Source organism: Bradyrhizobium sp. S69 (assembly GCF_009766005.1).
Taxonomy (GTDB): domain Bacteria; phylum Pseudomonadota; class Alphaproteobacteria; order Rhizobiales; family Xanthobacteraceae; genus Bradyrhizobium.
The window spans coordinates 34,577-48,527 of record NZ_LMUK01000021.1; the positions used below are offsets into that span (position 1 = coordinate 34,577).

General features: G+C 63.0%; 14 protein-coding genes. 13 read left to right on the forward strand and 1 reads right to left on the reverse strand.

The window, feature by feature from the left end; all coding sequences use genetic code 11:
- Positions 1-50: 50 nt before the first annotated feature.
- Entirely contained in the window at positions 51-698 is a 648-nt protein-coding gene (locus tag GSQ88_RS06970; RefSeq protein ID WP_159006648.1) for a TetR/AcrR family transcriptional regulator, read from the forward strand.
- A 4-nt stretch (positions 699-702) separates the two neighbouring features.
- Here the strand turns inward: GSQ88_RS06970 and GSQ88_RS06975 are convergent, their stop codons facing one another.
- The gene (locus GSQ88_RS06975; protein ID WP_159006649.1) at positions 703-1,641 is read right to left on the reverse strand and encodes a GlxA family transcriptional regulator; all 939 of its coding nucleotides are present in this window, start codon (positions 1,639-1,641) and stop codon (positions 703-705) included.
- Between the two features lie 127 nt (positions 1,642-1,768).
- On the opposite strand from GSQ88_RS06975, the gene GSQ88_RS06980 reads away from it, so the two are divergent.
- The 12 genes from GSQ88_RS06980 to GSQ88_RS07035 all read left to right on the forward strand — a co-directional run bounded on the left by GSQ88_RS06980 (position 1,769) and on the right by GSQ88_RS07035 (position 13,826).
- Positions 1,769-2,575, forward strand: coding sequence for an SDR family NAD(P)-dependent oxidoreductase (locus GSQ88_RS06980; RefSeq protein ID WP_159006650.1), 807 nt, complete (start codon positions 1,769-1,771; stop codon positions 2,573-2,575).
- 185 nt (positions 2,576-2,760) lie between these two features.
- Entirely contained in the window at positions 2,761-2,991 is a 231-nt protein-coding gene (locus GSQ88_RS06985; protein WP_159006651.1) for a hypothetical protein, read from the forward strand.
- Positions 2,992-3,150: 159 nt separating this feature from the next.
- Complete coding sequence (locus GSQ88_RS06990) at positions 3,151-4,455, forward strand: MFS transporter (RefSeq protein ID WP_159006652.1); 1,305 nt, start codon at positions 3,151-3,153, stop codon at positions 4,453-4,455.
- A gap of 63 nt (positions 4,456-4,518) precedes the next feature.
- A complete protein-coding gene (locus GSQ88_RS06995) occupies positions 4,519-5,289 on the forward strand; it encodes a maleate cis-trans isomerase family protein (protein WP_159006653.1) in 771 nt (256 codons plus the stop codon).
- Positions 5,286-6,119: a GntR family transcriptional regulator gene (locus tag GSQ88_RS07000; protein WP_159006654.1), complete on the forward strand. Its 834-nt coding sequence runs from the start codon at positions 5,286-5,288 to the stop codon at positions 6,117-6,119. The genes GSQ88_RS06995 and GSQ88_RS07000 overlap by 4 nt, the downstream gene beginning before the upstream one ends.
- Positions 6,116-6,889 (forward strand): aspartate/glutamate racemase family protein, encoded by a 774-nt coding sequence (locus GSQ88_RS07005; protein WP_159006655.1) that lies wholly within the window; start codon positions 6,116-6,118, stop codon positions 6,887-6,889. Before GSQ88_RS07000 ends, GSQ88_RS07005 begins: the two co-directional genes overlap by 4 nt.
- Positions 6,889-8,364: a dihydropyrimidinase gene (hydA, locus tag GSQ88_RS07010; RefSeq protein ID WP_246735104.1), complete on the forward strand. Its 1,476-nt coding sequence runs from the start codon at positions 6,889-6,891 to the stop codon at positions 8,362-8,364. The genes GSQ88_RS07005 and hydA overlap by 1 nt, the downstream gene beginning before the upstream one ends.
- Complete coding sequence (locus tag GSQ88_RS07015; protein WP_159006656.1) at positions 8,342-9,223, forward strand: alpha/beta fold hydrolase; 882 nt, start codon at positions 8,342-8,344, stop codon at positions 9,221-9,223. Before hydA ends, GSQ88_RS07015 begins: the two co-directional genes overlap by 23 nt.
- A gap of 284 nt (positions 9,224-9,507) precedes the next feature.
- Positions 9,508-10,719, forward strand: coding sequence for a SorA family sulfite dehydrogenase catalytic subunit (gene sorA, locus GSQ88_RS07020; RefSeq protein ID WP_159006657.1), 1,212 nt, complete (start codon positions 9,508-9,510; stop codon positions 10,717-10,719).
- Positions 10,720-10,731: 12 nt separating this feature from the next.
- Complete coding sequence (gene sorB, locus GSQ88_RS07025) at positions 10,732-11,055, forward strand: SorB family sulfite dehydrogenase c-type cytochrome subunit (RefSeq protein WP_159006658.1); 324 nt, start codon at positions 10,732-10,734, stop codon at positions 11,053-11,055.
- 92 nt (positions 11,056-11,147) lie between these two features.
- The gene (locus GSQ88_RS07030) at positions 11,148-12,509 is read left to right on the forward strand and encodes a class-II fumarase/aspartase family protein (RefSeq protein WP_159006659.1); all 1,362 of its coding nucleotides are present in this window, start codon (positions 11,148-11,150) and stop codon (positions 12,507-12,509) included.
- A gap of 60 nt (positions 12,510-12,569) precedes the next feature.
- A complete protein-coding gene (locus GSQ88_RS07035) occupies positions 12,570-13,826 on the forward strand; it encodes an aminopeptidase (protein WP_159006660.1) in 1,257 nt (418 codons plus the stop codon).
- Positions 13,827-13,951 lie beyond the last annotated feature (125 nt).

Genomic DNA, 13,951 nt, shown 5'->3' on the forward strand with positions numbered 1-13,951 from the left:
TAGTCCCCATACTGGGACTGTCAATAGAATGACAGGCATCATTTAAAAGCATGGCTCGGAGCGACACCCAGGATCGCGCCCGCGGGCGGCCGCAACTACGGCCGGACGCCGAGACGCGCCAGATCATCTATGAGGCCTCGCGGCATGAATTCGCCGCCAACGGCTATGCCGCGACCAGCATGGAGGCGGTGGCGCGGTTGGCCGGTGTCTCCACCAAGACGCTGTATCGCCTGATCCCCAACAAGGCGTCGTTGTTCGAGGGCATGGTGTCAGACCGGCTCGATCGCTTTCTGTCCGAGTTCAATCTGCAAGCCGCCGATCACACCGACATTGCCGAAGCGCTGCATGCGTCACTGATGAGTGTTGCGGATCTGATGCTGGATCAGGATGTCGTCGCCCTACAGCGGATGATCCTGCAGGAGACCGGAAAATTCTCCGACCTTGCGGGCACGTTCTACAAGAACGGCATCCGGCGCACTGGCGCGGCGCTGGCCGACTGGCTGCGCGCGCAGCAGGCGCGCGGGCTGATCGTGCTCGACGATGCCGATGAGGCCGCGGGCATGTTGATCGGCATGCTGTCCTCGGCGCCGCAGCGCGCCGCGATCTTCGGCGGCGTCCCGATGCCGTCGCGTCCGGCAATCGAGGCGCGGGTTCGCGCCTGCGTAAAGCTGTTCCTGCGGGGATGCCAGCCGGCGTGAACGACTACGCCGCCGCCTTGGAATTGCGACGGATCGCCTGCGGCGGCTGTCCGAGCACGCGCAGGAAGGCGCGCCGCATCCGCTCGCGGTCGGCAAAGCCGGTTTCCTGCGCAATCGCATCCATCGAATGGCGGCCGTCTTCCATCATCAGTCGCGCGGCTTCGACGCGCAGCCGCTCGACCGCCTTAGCTGGCGATTGCCGGGTCTCGGCGTGAAACGCACGGCTGAATTGACGCGGGCTCAGCCGCGCCACGTCGGCCAGCTCCTCCACCGACAGCGTGTTGCGCAGGTTTCGCTTGGCGTGGTGCAGCGCGTTCTGAATCCGGTCCGATTTCGGCTCAAGCTCGAGCATGGTCGAGAATTGCGATTGGCCGCCGGCGCGGCGATGGTAGACCACGAGCTTGCGAGCCACCGCGCGGGCGGTCTCGCGGCCATGGTCGTTTTCAACCATCGCCAGCGCGAGATCGATGCCGGCCGTCATTCCCGCCGAGGTCCAGACAGTGCCGTCGATGATGTAGATGCGGTCTTCCTCGACCTTGACGCCGGGATAGCGCGCTTGCAGATCGCGCGCGAAGAACCAATGCGTGGTGACGTTGCGTCCATCGAGGATGCCGGCTTCGGCCAGAACAAACGCCCCCGTGCAGGGTGCTGCGAGCCTGCGCGATGTCTTGAGCGACCGCCGCACGAAAGCGAGCAGGCCCGGCGTCATCGGTTCGATCTCGGTTCCGGCGCCGATCATCACGGTGTCGAAGCGTCGATCGCTGAACGCTTCGGTCTGGACGGCAAAGCCGGCCGAGGTCGGCACCAGTCCGCCGCTTTCCGACAGCAAGGTCATCGCGTAGGCCGGCTTTTCCAGCACCAGGTTCGCCACCTCGAACGCAGTGATCGCCGACAGCCCCATCACCTGGAAACCGGGGAAAACGACAAATCCAATTTCCTGCATGCGCGCTCCTCGGTATCCGCGAATGTCCTAGAAAGATGTTTATATGACATTTGAGACGCGGAGGGAAGGGTCTATCTCCATGACATCGCTGGCGCCGGTCCAGGCGGCAGCATCCAGGAGACCGAAAATGACCACTTCAGCAAAAGGCACCGCCCTCATCACCGGAGCTTCCTCAGGCATCGGCGCCATCTATGCCGACCGGTTGGCACGCCAGGATTTTGACCTCATCCTCGTCGCCCGCAATCGCGATCGCCTCAACGCGCACGCCAAGCGCCTGTCCGAGGAGACCGGCCGTTCGGTCGAAACCATCGCGGCGGATCTGACCGACAGCGCCGACCTCGCCCGGGTCGAATCACGGCTTCGCAGCGACACCGGCATCACCACGCTGGTCAACAATGCCGGCGTCGGCGCGACCGCGCCGCTGCTCGGATCCGACATCGACAAAATGGCGGAGATGATCTCGATCAACGTCAGCGCGCTGACCCGTCTGACCTATGCCGCGGTGCCCGGCTTCATCGCGCGCGGTGGCGGAGCGATCATCAACATCGCATCGATTGTCGCGGTCGGGCCGGAAATCCTCAACGGCGTTTATGGTGGCAGCAAAGCGTTCGTGCTCGCCTTCAGCCAGTCGCTGCGTCATGAACTCAAGGACAAGAACGTCAAGATTCAGGTGGTGCTGCCCGGCGCCACCGCGACCGATTTCTGGGAACTGGCGGGCACGCCGGTAAAACATCTTCCGACCGCGATCGTGATGCGGGCCGACGACATGGTTGACGCAGCGTTGGCCGGCTTTGAGCAAGGCGAGTTCGTGACCATTCCGTCGTTGCCGGATGCGGCCGATTGGGAAGCCTACGAGGCCGCGCGGCAAAAACTGTTGCCTAACCTGTCGCGCAGCGCTCCGGCCGCACGCTACAAACCCAATGTCGCGGCCTGAGGATTTCGATGCTTACGCGGCTTCCGCCGTCAACGAAACCGCCGTCAACCGCATGCCATGGCAAGCGGTTGACGGCTATCTCGCGTTTATAACAACCGCGGTCCAGCCATATCGATTTCCTATGCCGCAATCCGCATTTTCAGTTCCGGCTGTCCTGGATCGCCAGGAAACGGCGGAGGTTGAACATGCACCATACGACAGAGGCGCAGGCACGTGCGCCGGTCCGCAAGACGATGCACCACGCGGTGGAACGGCTGCTGATGTTTTTGTGGGGCGGATCGTCGAAGCAATATTTTCCGGAAGCGCATTATATGCGCGGCCCGGGGCCGAAATGGCGGGAAAAACATGGCGGGCTACAGGAAGATTCCAGCCTCGTGAAGATTCTCAACGCGACGAACGAAAAGTGGAACGGCTGAGCGTGCGAACGGCCGGCATGCTAAATCAAGCACCGCAATTACACAAATATGCTATGTAATATCAGTATCTTATGTAATTTTGCATGCAAAATACAAAAAATTATTGCTGCTTCTTTCCAAATGCCCCAGACTTGGCGTCGCCGGCAATTGGAGAGAGCCATGAGCGATACCGTCTCAGCCATCGCAGCGACCGACACCGCCAAGCCGACCAGTGTGCGTTGGAAGATTTTTCTTCTGATGCTGTTCCTGGTCTCGATCAACTATGTCGACCGCGCCTCGCTATCGGTCGCGATGCCGCTGATCTCCAAGGAGTTCGATGTCGATCCGGCGATGCAGGGATTGATCCTTAGCTCGTTCTTCTGGACTTACGCGTTGATGCAGGTGCCGGGCGGCATGCTGGCCGACCGTTTCAAGCCGCGGGTCGTGATCGCGTCGGCGACGATTTTCTGGGGCGCCTTCCAGGCGATCGCGGCCGTGGCCACCAGCTGGCCCGTCCTGCTGCTGACGCGGCTTGGCCTGGGCGCGTCTGAAGCGCCGATCTATCCCGCCGGCGGCAAGCTCAACGGCATCTGGATGACGCAGACCGAACGCGGCCGTGGCGCGACGCTGCTCGACGGCGGTGCGCCGCTCGGCGCGGCCCTGGGATCGATCATCATCGCGTGGTTGATCGCCGCCTTCAATTCGTGGCGCATGGCTTTTGTCATCGCCGGTGTCGGAACCATGCTGTGCGGGTTGCTCGCCTGGTATTACATCCGCAATTCTCCGCGACAGCATCCGTCGATCAACGAGGCCGAGGCACGCTACATCGAGCAGGCGCATGCGCTGGAAGACGCAGGCATGCCCGCATCAAGCGGCGCCAGCTGGACGGCTTATTTCCGCTTTCGTTCGGTGTGGTGCATGTGCCTGGGCTGGATGTTCTTCAACACCGCCTTCTACGGCCTGCTGACCTGGATGCCGACCTATCTGTTCAAGGTCCACAACTTCGACATCAAGACGCTCGGCGGCGCTTCCTTCATCATCTTCTTCTCGGGCTTCGTCGGCGAACTGGTCGGCGGCTGGGTCGGCGACTACTGGCGCAGCCATGGCGGCGGACCCAATCTGGTGTTCCGCACGCTGTTCGGCATAGCCGCGATCATGGCGACGGTGTCGATCTTCTCGGTGGCCTATGTGACCGACCCCGTCGCCGTCGTGGTGCTGCTGTCCGCCACGCTGTTCTTCCTGCGCTGGTGCGGGATGTATTGGGCGATACCTGCAGCGCTCGCGGGCCGCGAAAAAGCCGGCTTCCTCGGCGGCTGCATGAATCTCGGCGGCAACATCGCGGGCGTGCTGACGCCGTTGATCGTCGGCTTCATCGTCCAGGCTACCGGATCTTACTTCCTGGCGTTGATGTTCTTTGCCGGCGCCGGCGTGGCGCTGCTGATCTGTTCGAGCTTGATCGATTACAGTCGCAAACTGCCGGTCTGATACGACACAGGATGGACGCGGCGATGCGTCGCGTCCATCCCTGCTTCTCTTATGAGGCTCCAAATGACGACACGACAAGTCCGGCTCGGCATGCTGACCCCTTCATCCAACACCGCGCTGGAGCCGATCACCAACGCGATGCTGGCCGGCATTGCGGATGTCTCGGTACATTTCTCCCGCTTCAAGGTGACCGAAATCGCGCTGTCCGAGGCAGCACTGGCGCAATTCGACGACAGCGAGATCTTGCGCGCAGCGGAGCTTCTGGCGCACGCCAAAGTCGATGTCATCGCCTGGAACGGCACGTCGGCGAGCTGGCTCGGTTTCGATCGCGACGAACGTTTGTGCGAACGGATCACGGCGGCAACCGGCATCAAGGCGCGAACCACCGTGCTCGCTTATCGCGATCTGTTCCAGCGCACCGGGAGCAAACGGATCGGGCTGGTGACGCCCTATCGCAAGGACGTCCAGGAAAAGATCATCGCCGTCTGGGGCTCCGAGGGATTGCACTGTGTCGTGGAGCGGCATCTGTCGCTGCAGGACAATTTTTCGTTCGCCGAAGTGCCCGAGGCCGAAGTCGCGCGCCTGATCGAAGAAGTCGTGCGCGAAGGCTGCGACGCCGTGGCGGTGCTCTGCACCAATATGCGTGGCGCCGGCCCGGCCGAGGTGCTCGAAGCGAGACTCGGCGTACCCGTCTTCGATTCGATTGCGGTGACGCTATGGGCGTGCTTGATCGCGACCGGAATAGATCCGGCGCGTATCGAGGGCTGGGGCGGGCTGTTCACTGATTCGGTTCTTGCAAGCGCGGGCGGGGATACCCAGAGGTCTTCTTCATGAACCGTTCGAAATCGAGCGCAGGCAGGATCAAGCTCAAGGCTCAAGCCAAGAGCGCGCTCAAGAACGCCGCCAAGCCGCGCCGCGCCGTGACGGCGCTGCCGCGACGGCAACTGCGTGTGCCACGCGCGGGTTTGTACGAGCAGGCCGCGACGCGGCTTCGCCTGTTGATCGTGCGCGGCGATCTGGCGCCCGGACAGCTATTGCTCGAGGCCGATCTTTCCGACGCGCTCGGGGTGTCGCGAACGCCGCTGCGCGAAGCCCTGAAACAATTGGCGACCGAAGGCCTGGTCGAGCTGCGGCTGAACCGCAGCGCCATCGTGGCGCCGCTGCGCCAGGATGAACTGGTCGAACTGTTCGAGGCGTTGGCCGGCATCGAACGTTGCGCCGCCGAGCTTGCGGCGACACGGATGGCGGCGCGCGATGTCGAGCAACTCGAAACCATGCAACGGCGTATCGAATGGCATCACAGCCGTGGCGAGATGCGTGAATATTTCGAGATCAACCAGCAAATTCACCGCGCCATCGTCGGCTTTGCCCGCAACAGCGTGCTGAAGGCCACCCACGACGCGTTGCTGCCGCGCGCCGAGCGCGCGCGCTTCTTCGGCCTGTCGGTATTGGGGCGCTGGGAGGAGTCGGTGCGGGACCACCAGGAGATCCTGGATGCGCTGAAGGCGCGCGACGCCGGCCGCGCCGGACAATTGCTCGGACATCATGTTCGTCGTACCGGCGAGGTTGTCGCCGGGACGCTGCCGCTCGAGGCCGACGAGGCCGGCGCCGTGAAAACCTCCCGCGAGCTCCGAGCCGCGGCGAAGCGAAAGGCCGGGCTGTGAAAATCCTGCTGCTCAATCCCAACACCACCGCCGCCGTGACGGATCTGCTCTATTCGGCTGGCTCGAAAGTCGCTTCGCCGGGGACCGAACTCATCCCGGTGACCGCCCGGCGTGGCGTGCCGTATATTGCGACCCGCGCCGAAGCGCAGATCGGCGGCGCCATCGCGCTTGAAATGCTGGCGGCGGCCGGCCCCGGCATCGATGCCGCAATTATCGCCGCGTTCGGCGATCCCGGCCTGTTCGGAGCGCGCGAGCTGTTTGATTTTCCGGTGGTTGGCCTTGCCGAAGCCGCGATGCTGACCGCCTGCATGCTCGGCCGCAAGTTCGCCATTGTGACCTTCGCCCGCGCGCTGGGGCCCTGGTATCAGGAATGCGTCACCATGCACGGCATGGACGCGCGTTGCGCCGGTATCCGCACGCTCGATGGCGCGTTCAAATCGATCTCCGATGTTCAGGCCGAGAAGGAAGAGATGCTGGTGGCGCTGGCGAACCGCGCGATCGAAGAGGACGACGCCGACGTCGTCATTCTCTCCGGCGCGCCGCTGGCGGGCCTTGCCGACAAGGTCCGCGATCGCATTGCGGTCCCGGTCGTCGATCCGACCGCCGCGGCGGTGCGGCAGGCCGAGACACTGGTCGCGCTGAAGCCACGCAAGGCCACAGCCGGGACGTTCCGTCGTCCGGATCCGAAGCCGACCATCGGGCTGACGGAACCGTTGGCCGCGCGGATCGAGCACCGGCGGCCAATCGATGCGAAAGGAGAAACCATCTGATGTCGTTCGATACCATCATCCGCGGCGGCACCGTCGCCACTGCCGCCGACACCTTTGCCTGCGACATCGCGATCCGCGACGGACGCATCGTAGCGCTGGGACACGATCTCGGCGAGGCCGCCACCATCATCGACGCGACCGACCGGCTGGTTTTGCCCGGCGGCATCGACAGCCATGTTCATTTTGCGCAGCCGTCGGGCGACGGTATCGTGATGGCCGACGGTTTCGCCACCGGCACGCGGTCGGCGGCGTTCGGCGGCAACACCACGGTGCTGCCGTTTTGTTTGCAGGAGAAAGGCCAGAGCCTGCGCGAGGCGTTGAAGCATTACCATTCGCTGGCCGACGGCGAGTGTCACATCGACGTCGCCTTTCATTTGATCGTCACCGACCCGACCGAACAGGTGCTGGGGCAGGAACTGCCGGCGCTGGTGGAGGACGGCTATACCTCGCTCAAGGTGTTCATGACCTATGAGGGCCTGGCGCTCTCGGATCGCGAATTGCTCGAAACCATGGCGGTGGCACGCGAGACCGGCGCCGTGCTGATGGTGCACGCGGAAAATTTTGACGCGATTCGCTTCCTGACCGACCGGCTCGAGCGCGCCGGCAACACCGCGCCGCGTTATCACGCGACATCGCGGCCGATCCCGGTCGAGCGCGAGGCGACGCATCGCGCGATTTCACTCTCCGAACTGATCGATGTCCCGATCATGATCGTGCACGTCTCCAACCGCGAGTCGATGGACGAGATCCGCCGTGCCCAGCAGCGCGGCCTGAAAGTGATGGGCGAGACCTGTCCGCAATATCTGATGCTGACCGAGAAAGACCTCGACCAGCTCAACATGGAAGGCAGCAAATATGTCTGCTCGCCGCCGCCGCGCGACGTTGCGAGCCAGCAAGCATGCTGGGAAGGCCTGGAGCAGAAGGTGTTCTCGGTGTTCTCGTCCGACCATTGCCCGTTCCGCTACGACGATCCGCAAGGCAAGTTGACGCCGAAAGGCCGCACCAGCTTCCGCTGGGTGCCGAACGGAATTCCCGGCGTCGCGACGCGGCTTCCGATCCTGTTCTCGGAAGGCGTCGTCAAGGGCCGCATCGACCTCAACTCGTTTGTCGCATTTACCTCGACCAATCATGCCAAGATCTACGGGCTCTATCCGCGCAAGGGGACGATCGCGATTGGATCGGACGCCGACATCGTGTTGTGGGACCCGAAACGAAAAGTCACGATCCGCCACGATTTGATCCACGACGGCTCGGACTACACGCCCTATGAGGGGCTCGAGGTCACGGGCTGGCCGGTGCTGACCATGCTGCGCGGCAAGGTCGTGGTCGATGATGGCGTGCTGGTCGGCGCCAAGGGCTATGGCAGCTATCTGCCGCGGGCCAAACGCGCCGGCGCGTACCGCTTCGCAACCTTAACTAAAAGTACGAGCCCAGGAATTCCAGGAGACCACCATGCCCCATGCGACGACGGATGACGGAATACGGCTGTATTTCGAGGAAACCGGATCTGGCCATCCCGTGATCCTGGTCCACGAATTCGCTGGCGATTTGCGCAGCTGGGAGCAGCAGATGCGTTATTTCGGCAAGCGCTACCGCACCATCGCCTTCAATGCGCGGGGCTTTCCGCCGTCCGAAGTGCCGGAGCACGTTTCGTCGTATTCGCAAGCCCGCGCCGCTGACGATATTCTCGCCGTGCTCGATCATGTCGGCGAACGTCAGGCGCATATCATCGGCCTCTCGATGGGCGGATTCGCGACGCTGCATTTCGGCTTGCGGCACCCGGAGCGGGCGCGCTCGCTGTGCATCGGCGGCTGCGGCTACGGCGCCGAGCTCGACAAGCGCGAGATCTTCCGGGCCGAAGCCGATGTGATCGCGGGCATGATCCGGACCGAGGGCATGCCGGCCTTCGCCGAACGCTACGCCTACGGGCCGACCCGCGTTCAATATGAAAACAAGGACCCGCGCGGCCACGCCGAGTTCAAGAGGATGCTGGCTGAACATTCGGCGGTGGGATCGGCCAACACCCAGCAGGGGGTCCAGAAGGAACGGCCGTCGCTCTATACGCTGGTCGAGGAAATGCAGCGCATCACCGTGCCGACGCTGGTGATCACCGGTGATGAAGACTGGCCGTGCCTGATGCCGGGCATCCTGATGAAGCAAAGCATTCCCTCATCGGCGCTGGTGGTGATGCCGAACGCGGGTCACGCGATCAACATCGAGGAACCGGAAGAATATAACCGGCTGGTCGGCGATTTCCTCTCCCAGGTCGAGAGCGGCCGCTGGCCGACGCGAGATCCCCGCGCCGTCAGCGCTTCCATCACCGGGATGAAGTAGCGGAGCGCCATACCGCGGCGAGTTGACGGTCTCGCCGCGCCTTGATCGCGTGGCTGCGGTCCGTGCTGGCCGGCGAGGGCGGCGCCAGCAGATAGACTTTCGTCGGATCGGTTCGACGAGAGCTCTTTCGTCTATTTCGGTCGCCTGCTTTGCATATCCCCGATAGCCTCGTCATAATCCCCAACCGCGAACACGATTCTCGCCGCCGATCCGATATGCGGAGCAAGCGGCACCCTTCGGAAGCGTATTCGCGAACGAACAAGAACTCTTTATGGGAGGTTCGAATGATGGATAGGCGTCAGTTGATCACGCGATCCGGTGCTGCGTTTGCCGCGCTCGGCTCCGGTACGGCCTTCGGGGTGTTGCGGGCGTTTGCTGCTGATACGGTAACCCTGCCGTTCGAGAATGGCGAGCGGCCGCTGGTCAAATATCCGCAGAAACGGCCGATGATCGGCCTCACCAGCCGGCCGCCTCAGCTTGAAACCCCGTTCGCGGTATTCGACGAAAGCGCCATCACGCCGAACGATGCGTTTTTCGTGCGCTATCATCTGGCCGGCATTCCCTATGACATCGATCCCGATGTCTTTTCGGTCGAGATCAAGGGCAAGGTCGACAAGCCGATCAAATTGTCGCTTGCCGACATCAAGAAGATGCCGGCGGTTGAACTGGTGGCGGTCAATCAATGCTCGGGCAACAGTCGCGGATTTTCCGAGCCGCGCGTCGCCGGCGGCCAGCTCGCCAATGGTGCGATGGGCAACGCGCGATGGAAAGGCGTGCCGCTCAAGGCGGTGCTGGATCAAGCGGGCGTTCAGGCCGGCGCCAAACAGGTCGTATTCGGTGGCATGGACGGTCCGGTGTTCGACAAGACGCCCGATTTCGCCAAGGCGCTCGATATCGATCATGCCCGCGACGGCGAGGTTATGCTGGCCTATGCGATGAACGGCGCCGATCTGCCGCTGCTCAACGGCTTTCCACTGCGGCTGATCGTGCCCGGCTATTACGGCACCTATTGGGTCAAACACCTCAACGAGATCACCGTGCTCGACAGCGTGTTCGACGGCTTCTGGATGAAGTCGGCCTACCGCATTCCGGATACCGAGTGCGCTTGCGTCGAGCCGGGCACCTCGCCGAAGGCAACCATCCCGATCAACAAGTTCAACGTCCGCTCGTTCATCACCAACCTGAGCAGCGGCGCGAAGCTCAAGGCGGGACCTGTGCTGCTCAAAGGCATCGCCTTCGATAGCGGCAAGGGGATCAAGGACGTCAGCGTCTCGACCGATGGCGGCGCCACCTGGCTTGCGAGCCAGCTCGGCAAGGATCTCGGCAACTACTCCTTCCGCGAATGGCAAGTGTCGGTTCCTCTGACGGCCGGTCCGCATGACATCAAGGTGCGCGCCACCAATCAGGCCGGGCAGACCCAGCCGGACAAGCCGCTGTGGAATCCGCCCGGCTACATGCGCAACGTGATCGAGACCACTTCCGTCACGGCGGCTTGAGGAGGAATGCGCATGTCACATCTGAAAATCGCGCTCTGGTTCGCCGCATCGATCCTCGTGCTCGGCGCCGTGCCGATCATCTCATCGGCCAAACCGATCTCCTACCAGCTGCCTGAGGAGACCGCGGCGTTCGGGCCGGGCCCGAACCAGGATGCCGCGCTCGGAAATTGCACGGCGTGTCATTCGGCCGATTACATCAAGACCCAGCCGCATGGCACCGCATTCAAAAAGGATTTTTGGCAGGCCGAGGTGACCAAGATGATCAAGGTCTACGGCGCCCCGATCGATGACGCGGATGTCGGCAAGATCGTCGATTATATGGTGGCGACCCATTAGACGTGTGGGTGTCTGAATCGCTCTCGGCATGACGAAGCCTTGGTTGGCCTGACTTTATTGGCTACTCTTCAAGTCAGACCAAAGGAAAAATCATGGCTGGCTTCCCCACCTCGACCACGGTTTTCGACTCCATCCTGTTTCGTGACGCCTTCGGCACACCGCGCATGCGCGAGGTGTTTTCGGATTTCAGCCTGATCTCGCGCTATGCCGAGGTCGAGATCGCACTGGCAAAGGCCGAGGCACGTTGCGGCGTGATCCCGCAGGGGGCCGCTGACGACATCGCCAGGCTAACCGATGTGTCGAAATTCGATTTCGATCTGTTACGCGGTGAAACCGATATCGTCGGCTATCCGATCCTGCCGTTGGTGCACCAGATGGTGAAGCAGTGCGGTGAGGCAGGCCGCTATGTGCATTGGGGCGCGACGACGCAGGACATCATGGACACCGCGGTGGTCCTGCAAGTGCGCGACGGGCTTGCCATTGTCGAAGCCGACATCGCGGTGCTGCGCGGCGTCCTCGCTGATCTCTCGATAAAACATCGTGACACGCCGATGGCGGGCCGCACCCATCTGCAGCAGGCGCTGCCGGTGACCTTCGGCTACAAGACCGCGATCTGGCTCGCGATGTTCGACCGTCACGCCGAACGGCTGGCGCAATTGAAGCCGCGCGTGCTGGTCGGACAATTCGCGGGCGCCGCCGGTACGCTGGCCTCGCTCGGCGACAAGGGATTCGAGGTCCAGCAGGCGCTGTGCGAGGAGCTGGGGCTTGGCGTTCCCGTCTCCACCTGGCACGTCGCGCGGGATGGTCTGGCCGAGGTGGTGAATTTCTTCGGCCTCGTCACGGGCTCGCTCGGCAAGATCGCGCTCGACATCATGATCATGGCCTCGACCGAATTCGCCGAACTCTATGAGCCCTTCGTCAAGGGGCGTGGCGCGTCCTCGACCATGCCGCAGAAGCGCAATCCGATTTCGTCGGAATTGATGCTGGCGGCGTGCAAAGGCGTACGTCAGCATGCCGGCCTGATGCTGGATGCAATGGTGCAGGATTTCGAACGCGCCACCGGGCCGTGGCATGCCGAGTGGATGGCGCTTCCGGAAAGCTTTGTGCTGACCGCCGGCGCGTTGCATCAGGCGAAATTCGCGCTGGGGGGTCTCATCGTCGACGACAAGAAGATGGCCGAGAATCTCGATATCAGCCGTGGGCTGATCGTCGCCGAAGCCGTGATGATGGGGTTGGCCCCCGACATTGGCCGGCAGCAGGCGCATGACGTCGTCTATGACGCCTGCCGGCTCGCCAACGAAAAGGGCATCCATCTTGCGGACGCATTGTCGGCGGATAAGCGAGTTTCCGAACACATCGATCGCGCCACCATCGAGCGGCTGACGTCGCCGAAGAACTATCTCGGTCTGGCGCCTGAAATGGTCGATCGGGTTTTGGCGTCGGCGAAGCGTTGAACGGCGCCGTCAATTCGCCTATCTCTGGGGATAGCTACCGATCTTGCACAAGGACCTGTCATGACCGCGCATCAACGCAATTTTTCAACGCCGATCGATCCCGTCAAACTCGACCGGTTGGCCGAAGTGGCCGTGAAGGTCGGGCTGCAATTGCAGGCCGGACAGGATCTGCTGTTGACGGCGCCGACGGTGGCGCTGCCGCTGGTGCGCCGGATCGCCGAACATGCCTACAAGGCCGGCGCCGGCATCGTGACGCCGATTCTTTCCGACGAAGCGATCACGCTGTCGCGTTATAAATTCGGCCATGATTCGAGCTTCGACCGCGCCGCGGGCTGGCTCTATGAGGGGATGTCGAAAGCCTTTGCCGCCAACACCGCGCGGCTCGCGATCGTCGGCGATGATCCGATGCTGCTCTCCGGCCAAGATCCCAGCAGGGTCGCGCGCGCCAGCAAGGCCAATTCCATTGCCTACAAGCCGGCGCTGGAGCGCATCGTCACCTTCGACATCAACTGGAACATCATCGCCTATCCTAGTCCGTCATGGGCCAGGCAGGTGTTCCCGGATGACGAGGAGGATGTCGCGGTCGCCAAGCTGGCCGACGCGATCTTCGCGGCCTCGCGCGTCGACCAGGACGACGCCGTCGCCGCATGGGGCAAGCACAACGCGGCGCTGCGGCTGCGGACCGAATGGCTGAACGCGCAGCACTTCGGCGCGCTGCATTATACGGGGCCTGGCACCGATCTCACGATCGGGCTGGCCGACGGTCACGAATGGGAGGGCGGCGCCGCGACCGCCAATAACGGCATTACCTGCAATGCCAACATCCCGACCGAGGAGGTCTTCACCACGCCGCATGCCCGCCGGGTCGATGGCCATGTCATCAGTTCCAAGCCGCTGTCGTACCAGGGCTCGCTGATCGACAATATCGCGGTGAAGTTCGAGGGTGGACGGATCGTCGAGGCCAGGGCTTCGCGCGGCGAGGAAGTGCTGAACAAGGTGCTCGACACCGACGAGGGCGCGCGCCGGCTCGGCGAAGTCGCGCTGGTGCCGCATTCCTCGCCGATCTCGGCAAGCGGGCTGTTGTTCTTCAATACGCTGTTCGACGAGAACGCCGCCTGCCACATCGCGCTCGGCCAGTGCTATTCCAAATGCTTCGTCAACGGCACCAAGCTGTCGCCGGAACAGATCGCAGCGCAGGGCGGTAACACGAGCCTGATCCATATCGATTGGATGATCGGCTCGGATCAGATCGACATCGATGGCATCCACGCCGACGGCCGGCGCGTGCCGGTGTTCCGCAAGGGCGAATGGGCCTGACGTATCGGCGGCTGGAGCCGAATGGCGTTTAATCGAGTCGGTCCGGCCCGACATTCAGCCCACCTCTCCCCGCCGGGGAGAGGTCGATTTGCTCCCGGCGATGCGAAGCATCGTCCGGTGCAAAT

Excerpts from the sequence above, each read along its gene's own strand:
- GSQ88_RS06970 (WP_159006648.1), top strand. The coding sequence starts at position 51 with ATGGCTCGGAGCGACACCCAGGATCGCGCCCGCGGGCGGCCGCAACTA.
- GSQ88_RS06975 (WP_159006649.1), bottom strand. The coding sequence starts at position 1,641 with ATGCAGGAAATTGGATTTGTCGTTTTCCCCGGTTTCCAGGTGATGGGG.
- GSQ88_RS06980 (WP_159006650.1), top strand. The coding sequence starts at position 1,769 with ATGACCACTTCAGCAAAAGGCACCGCCCTCATCACCGGAGCTTCCTCA.
- GSQ88_RS06985 (WP_159006651.1), top strand. The coding sequence starts at position 2,761 with ATGCACCATACGACAGAGGCGCAGGCACGTGCGCCGGTCCGCAAGACG.
- GSQ88_RS06990 (WP_159006652.1), top strand. The coding sequence starts at position 3,151 with ATGAGCGATACCGTCTCAGCCATCGCAGCGACCGACACCGCCAAGCCG.
- GSQ88_RS06995 (WP_159006653.1), top strand. The coding sequence starts at position 4,519 with ATGACGACACGACAAGTCCGGCTCGGCATGCTGACCCCTTCATCCAAC.
- GSQ88_RS07000 (WP_159006654.1), top strand. The coding sequence starts at position 5,286 with ATGAACCGTTCGAAATCGAGCGCAGGCAGGATCAAGCTCAAGGCTCAA.
- hydA (WP_246735104.1), top strand. The coding sequence starts at position 6,889 with ATGTCGTTCGATACCATCATCCGCGGCGGCACCGTCGCCACTGCCGCC.
- GSQ88_RS07015 (WP_159006656.1), top strand. The coding sequence starts at position 8,342 with ATGCCCCATGCGACGACGGATGACGGAATACGGCTGTATTTCGAGGAA.
- sorA (WP_159006657.1), top strand. The coding sequence starts at position 9,508 with ATGATGGATAGGCGTCAGTTGATCACGCGATCCGGTGCTGCGTTTGCC.
- sorB (WP_159006658.1), top strand. The coding sequence starts at position 10,732 with ATGTCACATCTGAAAATCGCGCTCTGGTTCGCCGCATCGATCCTCGTG.
- GSQ88_RS07030 (WP_159006659.1), top strand. The coding sequence starts at position 11,148 with ATGGCTGGCTTCCCCACCTCGACCACGGTTTTCGACTCCATCCTGTTT.
- GSQ88_RS07035 (WP_159006660.1), top strand. The coding sequence starts at position 12,570 with ATGACCGCGCATCAACGCAATTTTTCAACGCCGATCGATCCCGTCAAA.